The following is a 13,250-nucleotide window of genomic DNA, read 5'->3' as shown; positions in this document are numbered from 1 at the left end:
GGGTGATTCCGAGATCTTGACAATCCCTGTTACCGTGACCGATGATAATGGCGGAACCGATACCGTTCAGATCCAGATTACAGTCAATGGCACAAACGATGCGCCAGTAGCTGGTGCTGATGTTACGGCCATCGTTGATGAAGGGGCGGCATTGATTAATGGTGCGCTCACTTCAACGGATTCCGATGATGGGGCAACGGCAACGTTTGCTGTCACTTCAGGCTCAACCGTTCCGGCAGGTTTCACGCTCAATCCAGACGGAACCTATAGTTTCGATCCAAACAATGCGGCGTATGACCATTTGAACGTGGGTGATTCCGAGATCTTGACGATCCCCGTTACCGTGACGGATGATCAGGGCGGAATTGATACGGTGCAGATCCAGATTACGGTTAACGGTACCAATGATGCGCCGGTGGCTGGTGCTGATGTCACTACTTCCGTTGATGAAGGTGCCGGAATGATTTCTGGCAACCTGACTTCAAGTGATGTCGATGATGGTGCAACGGCCGCTTATACGACGACTGCCACGATCGACGGGTTCACGCTGCACGCAGATGGTTCATATAGTTTCGATCCGACCGATGCGGCGTATGACCATCTGAACGTGGGTGATTCCACGATCCTGACAATCCCCGTCACCGTGACCGATGATAATGGTGCAACCGATACAGTCCAGATCCAGATTACAGTTAACGGCACAAACGATGCCCCGGTAGCTGGTGCGGATGTAACGGCTACCATCGATGAAGGGGCCGCTGGGATCAGTGGTACGCTTACTTCCACCGATGTAGATGATGGCTCGACGACGACCTTCACGGTCACTCCAGGATCAACTGCTCCGGCAGGTTTTACGCTGCACGCAGATGGTTCCTACAGTTTTGATCCAACCGATGCGACGTACGATTACTTGAACGTTGGCGATTCCGTGATTTTAACAGTCCCTGTTACGGTGACTGATGATCAGGGTGGTACCGATACGGTGCAGATTCAGATTACGGTCAACGGTACCAATGATGCGCCGATTGCTGGCGCGAACGTTACCACGACGGTTGCCGAAGGGGATGCTGCCATTAATGGCACGCTCACTTCCACCGATTTGGATGATGGTGCAACGGCCGCTTATACGACGACTGCCACGATCGACGGGTTTACGCTGCACGCAGATGGATCATATAGTTTCGATCCGACCGATGCGGCGTATGACCATCTGAACGTGGGTGATTCCACGATCCTGACAATCCCCGTCACCGTAACCGATGATAATGGTGCAACCGATACAGTCCAGATCCAGATTACAGTCAATGGGACCAATGATGCACCGGTGGCTGTTGCGGATGTAACGGCTACCGTCGATGAAGGGGCCGCTGGGATCAGTGGTACGCTCACTTCCACCGATGTAGATGATGGCTCGACGGCGACCTTCACGGTCACTCCAGGCTCAACTGCTCCGGCAGGCTTCACATTGCATCCAGATGGCTCATACAGCTTCGATCCAACCGATGCGACGTACGGATATTTGAATGTCGGTGATTCCGAGATCTTAACGATCCCTGTTACCGTGACCGATGATAATGGCGGAACCGATACGGTTCAGATCCAGATTACGGTCGACGGTACGAACAACGCTCCGGTAGCAGGCGCAGATGTAACCAGGTCCGTTGATGAAGGCGCCGCGACAATTGACGGTGTGCTCACTGCTACGGATGTTGACCATCCGGAGACAGCGACCTTCAGTATTACAGCAGGATCTATTGCTCCATCCGGTTTTATGCTGAACATGGATGGAACCTATAGTTTCGATCCGACCGATGTGGCCTACGACCATCTCAATGTTGGTGATACGGTCGTGCTGACAGTTCCGGTCACCGTGACGGATGAGAACGGTGGTACGGATGCGATGCAGATTCAGATTACGGTCAACGGTACCAACGATGCGCCGGTAGCAGGTGTGGATGTATCTACGACCGTCGATGAAGGTGCCGGAATGGTGTCCGGAAACCTGGCCTCAAGTGATGTAGATGATGGTTCGACGGCTGCCTTTACGGTCACTCCAGGCTCAACTGCTCCGGCAGGCTTCACATTGCATCCAGATGGCTCATACAGCTTCGATCCAACCGATGCGACGTACGACCATTTGAATGTGGGTAATTCCGAGATCTTAACAATCCCTGTTACCGTGACCGATGATAATGGCGGAACCGATACCGTTCAGATCCAGATTACAGTCAATGGCACAAACGATGCGCCAGTAGCTGGTGCGGATGTTACGACCATCGTTGATGAAGGGGCGGCATTGATTAATGGTGCGCTCACTTCAACAGATGTAGATGATGGCTCGACGACGACCTTCACGGTCACTCCAGGAGCAACCGTTCCAGCAGGTTTCACGCTCAATCCAGAGGGAACCTATAGTTTCGATCCAAACAATGCGGCGTATGACCATTTGAACGTGGGTGATTCCACAATCCTGACGATCCCCGTTACCGTGACGGATGACCAGGGTGGAATCGATACGGTGCAGATCCAGATTACGGTCAACGGTACCAATGATGTTCCTGTAGCGGGTGCGGATGTCACTACGACCGTCGATGAAGGTGCCGGAATGGTGTCCGGAAACCTGACCTCAAGTGATGTAGATGATGGTGCAACGGCCGCTTATACGACTACTGCCACGATCGACGGGTTTACGCTGCACGCAGATGGATCATATAGTTTCGATCCGACCGATGCCGCGTACGAACACCTGAACGTGGGTAATTCCGTGATCCTGACAATCCCCGTCACCGTGACGGATGACCAGGGTGCAACCGAGACAGTTCAGATTCAGATTACAGTCACGGGCACAAACGATGCCCCGGTAGCTGGTGCGGATGTTACGACCATCGTTGATGAAGGGGCGGCATTGATTAATGGTGCGCTCACTTCAACAGATGTAGATGATGGCTCGACGACGACCTTCACGGTCACTCCAGGCTCAACTGCTCCGGCAGGTTTCACGCTCAATCCAGAGGGAACCTATAGTTTCGATCCAACCGATGCGACGTACGATCACTTGAACGTGGGCGATTCCGTGATCTTAACGGTTCCTGTTACGGTGACTGATGATCAGGGTGATACCGATACGGTGCAGGTTCAGATCACGATCAACGGTACGAACGATGCCGCAGTGATCACTTCGCCAGTGGCGAACTTGATTGAAACCGATGCGGTTCTGACAACAGGCGGAACTTTGGGTATAACTGATGTCGACAGTGCGACTACCTTCATCGCTCTTACCGACGTGGCTGGCAGTAACGGACACGGCACATTCACTGTTGGTAGCGACGGTGTATGGACCTACACTACTGACACAGCTCGCGATGAGTTTATCGATGGCACTAACTACACTGATGCCGTAACTGTTAGGAGCGCTGACGGTACAACCACTATCATCACTGTTAACATTCTGGGCACCAACGATGCTGCAATAATCACCCCTGCAGTAGAAAACCTAACCGAGGCAGATGCCGTTCTCACAACCGGTGGAACAATAGCCATCACTGATGTTGATAGTGACACCACATTCACACCACTCACCAATCTCCCTGGCAGCAACGGTTACGGTAAATTCACTGTTGATAGCGACGGTGTGTGGACATACACTGCAGACCACGCTCATAACGAGTTTATTGCCGGTAGCATTTACACCGATTCCATCACAATAACGAGTGCCGACGGCACAACCAGCACCATTACGGTGAACATTACAGGCACCAATGACGCCCCGGTAATCACCACCGAGGCTCAACATACTGTTGCTGAAAACACAACTCTGGTCACCTCACTTACGAGCACTGATGTCGATGCGGATGGTACCCCGGCAACATTTACTCTCAGCGGAGGTACAGATGCGGCACTATTCCAGATCGTGAACGGGAATTTAGAATTTATTACGGCACCAGATTACGAGGCTGACGCACATTCCTATAGCGTTGACATCACAGCTAATGACGGTCTAGACAGTACAACAAAGACCCTCACCATAAATTTAAGTGACGTAAACGATGTTGTACCATCTCTTGTTACAACACCATCTCTTGTTACGACACCATCAACACCACCAACAGTAGCAACATCATCAACATCAACATCAACAGCAACAACAACAACAACAACAACAACAGAATATTATAATATAAGCTGGTACACATATAATAATGAAACCTTCTCTTTATTTACCGAACCTTCCCTGCAGATTGGAAAAGTAAACGAATCTGGATCTTTCTATCTTCCTGAGGGAATGTTTAAGCATACGGATCCGAACGTCCAGATAAGACTGGAAGCAGGTCTCGTCAACGGTGGCTCCCTGCCCTATTGGTTATCTTTTGATGCAACCACAGGACATTTATGGGGCATTCCCCCTCAAGGTGCTGAAGGAATCATGGACGTACAGATTTCCGCCCATGACCAAAAAGGCAATGCCGCCTTTACTCAATTGACACTCCATATATTTAATTCACCAAGTGAAGATACATCTTCACCGCTGGATGATGACAGCACAGGAATGTCGTTGGGAAGATATGGCCTTTACCTGGCAGGTTCGGTAGACTCGCGTGAAGTACTTATTGATGAGCCTGCAGTGTTTGATCTTCCTGCAGAACTTTTCAGACATAGCGATGATAATGCTGAAATAACAATTGAGGCAACGCTGAGTGACGACAGTCCTCTACCAGGATGGATAACCTTTGATTCAGCCAACGGACGTTTTGAGGTAAATGCACCAGCTGATGCCGATAAAACAGTTGATATCAAAATAATGGCCCGGGATGAAAATGGGAATGAGGCTGAAACACACTTTATACTTCATATTAAAGACACAGAAGAAAGCGTACAATACACACCTGTCATTCCAAACGATGCCATATTCATGATGAAGGGAAGACCTTCTCTCTCTGAACAACTGGCATCATATTGTCGTAAGATGTAATAAGATACGTTAGCATTAAGACGATGATTTTGTTCAAATTCAAAAGGCATGGAGAGTAATTTTGAGACCATTACAAACAGCGACAGCGATTCTGGCTATGTGCGGTCTATTCACAGGTTGTGCGGTCACAACCCCTGAAATGTCGAAGACCGATATCATCAACAGAATAGCACTTGATCGTGAAGCGATGTACAAAAACCAGGAGCTGGTCAATGCTCCTATAACCCTTAAAGAGGCTATGGCTCGGGCCATCAAGTACAATCTGGAAAACCGTGTTAAACTCATGGAAAGTGCTCTTGCCCTCAGACAAAGCGAGCTCATCACCTATGATATGCTGCCGCGACTCGTTGCCAATGCGGGGTATGACAATCGAGACAATGTTAATGGCTCATCAAGCGCCAATGTCATAACCGGTGAACAATCTCTCGTCCCATCGACATCACAGGACCAGGAGCGCCATAACAGTGATCTAACGTTGAGCTGGAATATTCTTGACTTTGGTGTGAGTTATTTTCAGGCCAAACAACAGGCGGACAGGGCTCATATCATGAAAGAGCGCCAACGTAAGGTCGTTCACATTATCATTCAACAGACTCGGCAGGCATACTGGCTTGCACTGGGGGCCCAGCAACTGGAAGGACGTTTTGAACCACTATTAAAGGATGTTGAAAATGCCCTTGCAGACATTGACCGTATCGAACAAGGAAATCTTCGCCCTCCCCTTGCAACATTGAACTACAGAAAATCGTTACTGGAAACAATGAGGCAGCTGGAAGAATTCCGGGACCAACTTGCTCAGGCCAAACCGAGACTGGCAACCTTGATGAATTTACCTCCTGGACAACCATACGTTATTGCCGAACCGACATCACAGATTATTCCTGAAATGAATCTTTCCCTTGACACCATGGAAATCAGAGCTCTTACCATGCGACCAGAACTTATCGAGGCGGATTACAACGAACGTATCAGCATTAATGAAACGCGTAAAACCCTTGCCAGGATGCTGCCAGGAATTGAATTCAACGTCGGTAGCCATTACGACAGTAATAGTTTTCTTGTCAACAACAGCTGGGTAGAAGGCGGGGTTCGAATGACATGGAATCTCATGACTTTACTCAGTGGCCCCGCAAGGTATTCCGTTACAAAAACCCAAACAGAGATTACCAAATACCAACGACTTGTCCTCAGTGCTGCTATCATTACTCAGGTTCATCTGTCCTACAGTGATTTTTTTAGCAGGAAACGACAATATGAACTCTCTAAACAACTTCAAGACATAAATACCAGGATATATGAACAAATTAAAAACCAGGCACAAAGTGGCTCCCAAAATCATCTCAATGAAATAAGATCAGCATCAGACTGTCTTATGACGACATACCAGAAATCTCAAAGTTACGCATCCCTGCAAAATGCCTATGAAAAGATCAGGGTGACCTTAGGTTATGACCCACTACCCGAAACCTTACCCAACCATGATATAAAAACCTTATCCGAAGCCATTGGTGCCAGACTCTACACTTCCTTCAATGCGGAACCCTTTGTCATGGAACCCCTTGTCATCAAAGATTCTCTGGAAAAAACACAGGCCAACGGGGAACAGTCAACACAATCGGTGACAAAGGAATAAGGATTATGGTCTCTCATTTCTTCCTGCGAAAAAAAATATGCGCTTACAGCATTTTTTTCGCACTCATATATGCAAACATCGTCCTGGCCAGAGCACAGGAACATGTCACCGACAATCGTATCCGGGCTCAACTCACCTCATATCAGCAGACAACGCTTTCGTCAGAAGTTGCCGCCAATATCGCCATGTTAACCCTTCGTGATGGCGAAAGTTTCGATAAAAACCAGGTACTTGTTAAATTCGATTGTGCACTGCTCAATGCTCAACTGAACAAGGCAAAAGCCACAGCAGAGGTTGCACAACAAGGTTTAAAGGTCAGTAAAAAACTAGAAAAGCTACACTCAATCAGCAGTCTTGAGATTGCTCAGGCTGTAGCCAAGAGCAAAGAAACTAAGGCAGAACTGGAAGCTATGCAGGTACAAGTTTCAAAATGTTCTCTTTTAGCACCCTACACAGGTAAAATAGCGCAACTGTATGTAAATGCACACCAGTATGTAACCCCCGGTACACCACTGATGGATATTGTCGATACAAGTCGCTTGGAAATTAAACTGATTGCGCCATCAAGCTGGCTCTCCTGGCTCCATCAAGACAGTACATTTTCCATCCAGATTGAAGAACTTGGCAAGACCTATCAGGCACAGGTCGTCAGACTGGGTGCCCGTATAGATCCTGTAAGTCAGTCTCTGCCGATAACAGGGAAGATTGAAGGGGATCATGAGGAATTACTCCCCGGAATGAGTGGATGGGCCAGTTTTAACAGGATGAATTAATGACTCAAACCGCAGAAGCCGCTCAGATAGCTGGTCTCAATATTCTTGTTCAATTATCTCGACGTGTAAGAGAGGCAGGGTCCCCCGAGGAGATCGGATTTATCGCTGTCAATGAGAGTAAGCAGCTCCTTGTCTACCGCCAGTCTGCCCTTTGGATTCGCGGCAAGGGTATTGTCAACGTTTCCGGGGTTCCTGATCCTGACCGAACCTCACCGTTTCTACAATGGTTGAACCAATGCTGTAAAAAATGGCAAAATCTTAACAGTAACAGCTTTAAAACTCCGGAAGACCTTCCTGAGCAACTCTCACGTGCGTGGATTGAATGGGTTCCTTTGCACGCTGCTGTTATCCCACTTAAAACACAGAATAATGAACCACTTGGTATATTAATATTTTTTAGAGAAGAACCGTGGCAAGAAAATGAACAGGCTTTAATCAGTGAGCTTTCGTCAATCTATGCCCATGGATTCGCCCTGCATTACAGACAGAACAGCTTATGGATGAGGATGAAAAAGCATGTTCTCTCAACCAGCGTCAAAGTGCTGTTCGCCATTGCACTCCTGGCGGCTCTTTTTTATCCCGTGCGCATGTCTGTTCAGGCACCCGCTGAAGTTGTACCGAAAGATCCATTTGTTGTTCGATCACCTCTTGATACAGTTATAGATAAATTCCATGTCAAACCAAACCAGAATGTCGAAGAAGGACAACTCCTCTTTGAGTTTGACCGTATAGGGTTAGCGGCGCAACATGATATGGCAGCTAAAGCCTATCAGATTGCCAGTGAAGAATATCGGCAGATTTCCACAATAGCCCTGGTGGACGATACGTTTAGAGCCGGTATTGCCACTCGCCGAGGAAAGATGGAAGAAAAAGCCATGGAGCTGGATTATTCTCTTGAGTTGCTGGGAAAAACAGAGGTACGTGCACCTCGTTCTGGAATCGTCGTTTTTGCCGAAGAGAGTGACTGGATTGGTAAGAATGTTTCGGTGGGAGAACGTGTGTTGACCATTGCGGACCCTGAGCAGGTTGAAATATTAATCCAGCTCCCGGTCGCCGATGCAATCGGTTTCGTCCTCAAAAACACTGTCAAACTCTATCTTTCTTCATCACCCCAAACCCCGCTTGACGGTACTTTGCGCTATGTATCCTACACCCCGGAAGTAACTGCCCTGGGAATTACCGCGTACCGCCTGAAAGCCGATTTCACCAATACCTCACAACTCCCCCGCATAGGAATGACAGGAACCGCACGTATCTACGGTAAACAGGTCTCTCTTGGCTATTATCTCTTTCGTCGTCCTCTGACGGCTCTTCGGCAACGACTTGGATGGTAGATATACCTCAACTTCCAGAACTGCGCGAGGAACTCAGCCTCTCTCCGGCACCAATGGACAAAAATGGCACCCCTGCATGGACTCTTCACGATCCTCCGTCCAATAAATTCTACCTCATTGAATGGCCCGCCTTTGAGATTCTTTCACGTTGGAATTTGGGCACTGTGCAAAATATTGTCGTGAGCGTCAATCAAGAAACAACCCTGGAAATCTGCGAACAAGATGTCCTGGGGATGATCTCTTTTCTTGAGCACAATTTTTTACTCTACACCTCCACTCCGGAAGGCAATAAACGACTTGCAGCAGCCCAGGCTGCCCAGCGACCAACCTGGGCAGCCTGGCTTTTAAAGAACTATCTTTTTATACGTATCCCAATAATACGACCTGCACAATTTCTCAAAAAAACGGCACCAATTGTCGCTCTTCTCTACACCAAAACCTTCTTTTTCTTAACGATGGTCGTGGCTGCAATTGCCATGTACCTGATCTCCCGACAGTGGGATATTTTTTCCCATTCTTTTACGGCATATCGCAGTATAGAAGGAATTATAATCGTCAGTTGTGCAATCCCTATTGCCAAAATCATTCATGAATTCGGCCATGCATTCACAGCACATCGTTATGGTTGCCGTATACCCACCATCGGATTCGCCTTTGTAGTTCTCCTGCCCATGCTTTACACCGACACAAATGAAGCCTGGAAGTTAACCTCTCACACCAAACGGCTCGCCATCAGCGTTGCAGGGATTGCAGCTGAAATGCTTCTTGCCCTGGCTGCTCTCTGGACGTGGATTTTACTTGATGAAGGACCGATGCGCAGTGTTGCTTTTATCCTCGCAACATCTACATGGATCATGACCATTGCTCTCAATATCAGTCCTTTTATGCGCTTTGATGGGTATTTTATACTTTGTGACCTTGTACAAATCCCCAATCTGCATCATCGTTCCAGCGCATTTGGTCGATGGTGGTTACGGGAATGGCTCTTCGGATTTGGCAATTCCGCACCAGAACCCACCTCTACACGACGCAAAGTGTTTCTCGTACTGTTTGCGCTAATGACCTGGATATATCGATTCATTGTTTTTCTGGCTATTGCCATAGTAGTGTATCATTATTTTTTTAAAGCACTCGGTATCTTTCTCTTTGTCGTGGAGATAGGGGTTTTTATTATTCTGCCTATGTTTAAAGAAATATTTGCCTGGTGGGGGTTACGAGACAAAATGCGAATTAATATAAACACAGTGAGAAGCCTGCTGATAGTAGTTGGTATCGCCTACCTTCTCGTTATTCCATGGGAAAAAAGTTTCAGTGCACCTGCGACCCTTTCAGCATTTCGAGAACAACAAATATCAGCCCCCTTTGCTTCAATCATCACCACCGAATTTGCTCAAGATATGCAAAAAGTCCGGGGGGGAGAAAAACTCTTACAACTCTCGTCTCCCGAAATGGAACAACAAATCCTTCAGGTCAGTACCTCCTCTGAAATTTCACGCTGGCAGGTAGACCAACAGACCTTTGATCAAAATTTGCTTAACCTGGGCAACGTTCCGCAGCGGCGTCTTGAAGCTGATATTGCTGAACTGGCCGGCTTAAATAAGGTTTTGGACCAACTCACAGTGCGTGCCCCTTTTGACGGTATTGTGGTCTCACGCAACGACGAACTGACAACAGGTCTATGGTTATCAAAAAAAGAACCTCTCTATATCGTTGCAGACACAAGCATGAACCGAGTGGACGGATACGTTAAGGAACAAGAACTCGACAGAATCAGAGTGGGAGCAGCAGCACGTTTTATTCCCGATGCTTTGGAGTTTGGTGTATATGAATGTACGGTAACAGAAATTGATCGTGTTAATATTGCAATAATAGATGAACCTTTTCTCGCCTCCACATACGGCGGCTCTATAACCGCCCATAATAACGAGCAAGGCGTCGCGACCCCTGACTCACCAATTTTTCGTATTCGTATGGGCAATTGTTTTCCCAATGAAAGTCCAATTATTAAATTACGAGGCGTGGTCCATATTGAGGCGGAGAAACGGAGTAAGTTCGTTGAAATAATTAAAAAATATTATGCGTTAGCCATACGCGAGATTGGATTTTAAAATAATGATGTGGCAGGAATTTACAGAAAGGTCGTTACACTACCAGGATAATTTCAAAGTAGATAAAACTGTCACTCAATGGACCCTGATTGGGTTAAGAAAAACAGGTAAAAGGGAGAAACCCTGGAAACAAACCTGCTGTTGTATAGCAAACGTGTTACACTTGTTATGTGATCAATTCAGCCTGCAGTTATCAGCAATTAATCAAATAAAGGATTTTCAATAAATCTCCACCAGAAAAATGAAACTCCACTATAATAAAACAGGTACCGGCCCGCCCCTTATCCTCATCCACGGTCTCTTCGGCAACGGGGAAAATCTATTGCCCCTTGCGAAGTCTCTTGCTCCGTATTTCACTGTCTATCTCCCCGATCTGCGCAACCATGGACTTTCACCCCACGCTGATGATCAGAGCCACGCGGCCATGGCAGAGGACCTGCATCAACTCGTTGTCGACGAAAAACTCACCAAAACTGCCATCGCAGGCCATTCTATGGGCGGAAAAGTCGCGATGCGTTTCGCCCTCTTCTTTCCTCATCTTGTCACCCGCCTTGTCTCTCTTGATATGGCACCGATGGATTACAACTCTGAATATTCCACTGTCCTGGAGAAAAGTATCAGCGTCATGATGGAGTTGGATCTTGAACAATTAACCTCACGAGGTGCGATCATGGAAGAGATGAGGAAGAGACTCAAAGACAGAAAGCTGGTCAGCTTTTTCGCGAAGAATCTCGAAAAAGAGAGGGGAAAATTCTACTGGCGCTGCAATTTGCCGGTGTTTCGAAAATATATAACAGCAATTCGCGGCGGGCTTGAGGAATGTGCACCGCAGGCACCCTGTTCTGTTCCCGCGCTCTTCCTTTTTGGCGGCGAGTCCGGCTATCTGCAACCAGGTGTCAGGAAGCAGATCCAGAGATTTTTCCCAGATAACAAAGTAAAGGTAATACCACAGGCCGGTCACTGGCTGCATAGAGACCAGCCTGTGATGGTGCAGGAAACAGTGTTCCGTTTTCTCACGGAATAAACGTATCAGCCGATATCACATTTTTTACTGACCGGAGAACGCAAAGAGTAAAGATAGAACAACAGCTATTCTATTCTCTGTTTAATTTTAAAATCTTTTTTTTAAGTTTTTTACCTTTATTCGTATTCCTTCGCGTTCTTCGCGGTAAAAAAATGCCTTACTGCCTTTATATTATTTATCTCCGAGACAGGTTCCAACATCACGCGCAGCGGCAACCCAGGGGTGATCCATCGGCACCAGTTTTTTCTTGCCGACGACATCTTTCAGCGGTACAGCTTTTGTATTTCCCCCGTCTACCGCCACCATGATGCCTGTCTTCCCTTTTTCAATATAGTCCACACAGGCAGCGCCAACCCTTGTGGCGAGCAGACGGTCTGCCGCAGAGGGTGTCCCACCGCGCTGATAGTGACCGAGGATGGTCACGCGGGACTCAAGCCCGGTCATCTCTTCAAGCTCCTGAGAGAGACGCAGCGTATTGTTGCTGTTTTTATGGCCAAACGAGGCAAGGGCTTCATTCATCTTCTTCGCCGTCGACTTGTCTCCCTTCGCTTTGGCAGCCGCCTTCTTGTTTTTCAGCCTCCAATATTCTTTATATTGTCCTTTGTCGAGAGCCCCCTCTGCCACGGCAACAATACTGAAATTGGTGCCGCACTGCTGCCGATGTTTTATCGCAGCGGCAACCACCGCCGGGTCGTAGGCTATTTCAGGAATAAGAATGACATCCGCTCCGCCGGCAATACCGGAACCGAGAGCCAGCCAGCCCGAGTTGTGTCCCATTATTTCACAGACAATGATACGATGATGACTGTGCGCCGTAGAGTGGAGCCGGTCCAGGGCATCGGTGGCAATTCCCATGGCAGTATCAAAGCCGAAGGTTATATCGGTCATGGCGACATCATTATCGATAGTTTTCGGCAGGGTAATGATATTAAGCCCCTTCTGATGCAGCCGGAAGGCATTCTTCTGCGTACCGCCGCCGCCGATACAGACCAGCACATCAAGGTTGTTGCGCTCGTAATTGTCACAGATGGCATCAGTCATATCCATCATCTCGTTGCCCACCGGCATCTTGTGCGGCTTGTCTCGGCTGGTACCAAGGATCGTGCCACCTCTGGTCAAAATGGAGGAGAGAGCCTCCCGGTCGAGACGCATGGTGCGGTTCTCCATCAGGCCGCGGAAACCATCGCGAAAGCCAAGGATGCGCATATTACGGGACAGGGCAGTCTTGCCGATGGCGCGAATGGCTGCGTTGAGACCAGGGCTGTCGCCTCCGGCGGTCAGTATTCCGATGTGAAGACTCATATTCTCCTCCGAGTATATTTATGGTATAGAACTTCCATTCGGAATTATCACCCGCGTCGACAAAAAGTTCAACAGATAACGAAGAATCGACGCAGCCTGTTCTCTCC

At 48.0% G+C, this 13,250-nt stretch carries 7 protein-coding genes; 6 read left to right on the top strand and 1 reads right to left on the bottom strand.

The annotated features are described in order from the left end of the window. The first annotated feature begins 16 nt into the window (after nucleotides 1-16). The 6 genes from JWG39_RS08555 (at nucleotide 17) to JWG39_RS08530 (ending at nucleotide 11,841) form a co-directional block, all read left to right on the top strand. Nucleotides 17-4,969 (top strand): VCBS domain-containing protein, encoded by a 4,953-nt coding sequence (locus tag JWG39_RS08555; protein WP_205218974.1) that lies wholly within the window; start codon nucleotides 17-19, stop codon nucleotides 4,967-4,969. Between the two features lie 61 nt (nucleotides 4,970-5,030). Then, nucleotides 5,031-6,602, top strand: coding sequence for a TolC family protein (locus JWG39_RS08550; RefSeq protein WP_205218973.1), 1,572 nt, complete (start codon nucleotides 5,031-5,033; stop codon nucleotides 6,600-6,602). Nucleotides 6,603-6,607: 5 nt separating this feature from the next. Continuing rightward, the gene (locus JWG39_RS08545) at nucleotides 6,608-7,375 is read left to right on the top strand and encodes an efflux RND transporter periplasmic adaptor subunit (protein WP_205218972.1); all 768 of its coding nucleotides are present in this window, start codon (nucleotides 6,608-6,610) and stop codon (nucleotides 7,373-7,375) included. After that, a complete protein-coding gene (locus tag JWG39_RS08540; protein ID WP_205218971.1) occupies nucleotides 7,375-8,709 on the top strand; it encodes an efflux RND transporter periplasmic adaptor subunit in 1,335 nt (444 codons plus the stop codon). The genes JWG39_RS08545 and JWG39_RS08540 overlap by 1 nt, the downstream gene beginning before the upstream one ends. A 53-nt stretch (nucleotides 8,710-8,762) precedes the next feature. Beyond that, complete coding sequence (locus JWG39_RS08535) at nucleotides 8,763-10,817, top strand: site-2 protease family protein (RefSeq protein WP_205218970.1); 2,055 nt, start codon at nucleotides 8,763-8,765, stop codon at nucleotides 10,815-10,817. A gap of 241 nt (nucleotides 10,818-11,058) precedes the next feature. After that, entirely contained in the window at nucleotides 11,059-11,841 is a 783-nt protein-coding gene (locus tag JWG39_RS08530; RefSeq protein ID WP_205218969.1) for an alpha/beta fold hydrolase, read from the top strand. Between the two features lie 171 nt (nucleotides 11,842-12,012). On the opposite strand, the gene JWG39_RS08525 is transcribed toward JWG39_RS08530, so the two are convergent. Further along, the gene (locus JWG39_RS08525) at nucleotides 12,013-13,143 is read right to left on the bottom strand and encodes a 6-phosphofructokinase (RefSeq protein ID WP_205218968.1); all 1,131 of its coding nucleotides are present in this window, start codon (nucleotides 13,141-13,143) and stop codon (nucleotides 12,013-12,015) included. Between the last annotated feature and the right edge of the window lie 107 nt (nucleotides 13,144-13,250).

It is taken from the genome of Desulforhopalus vacuolatus, from assembly GCF_016918505.1.
Classification (GTDB): Bacteria; Desulfobacterota; Desulfobulbia; order Desulfobulbales; family Desulfocapsaceae; genus Desulforhopalus; species Desulforhopalus vacuolatus.
The sequence above is the reverse complement of the archived record's forward strand: the minus strand, read 5'-3'. Positions and strand labels throughout refer to the sequence as shown.

Coding starts and splice junctions, on each gene's coding strand:
- JWG39_RS08545 (WP_205218972.1), top strand. CDS start 6,608: ATGGTCTCTCATTTCTTCCTGCGAAAAAAAATATGCGCTTACAGCATT.
- JWG39_RS08540 (WP_205218971.1), top strand. CDS start 7,375: ATGACTCAAACCGCAGAAGCCGCTCAGATAGCTGGTCTCAATATTCTT.
- JWG39_RS08535 (WP_205218970.1), top strand. CDS start 8,763: ATGGACAAAAATGGCACCCCTGCATGGACTCTTCACGATCCTCCGTCC.
- JWG39_RS08530 (WP_205218969.1), top strand. CDS start 11,059: ATGAAACTCCACTATAATAAAACAGGTACCGGCCCGCCCCTTATCCTC.
- JWG39_RS08525 (WP_205218968.1), bottom strand. CDS start 13,143: ATGAGTCTTCACATCGGAATACTGACCGCCGGAGGCGACAGCCCTGGT.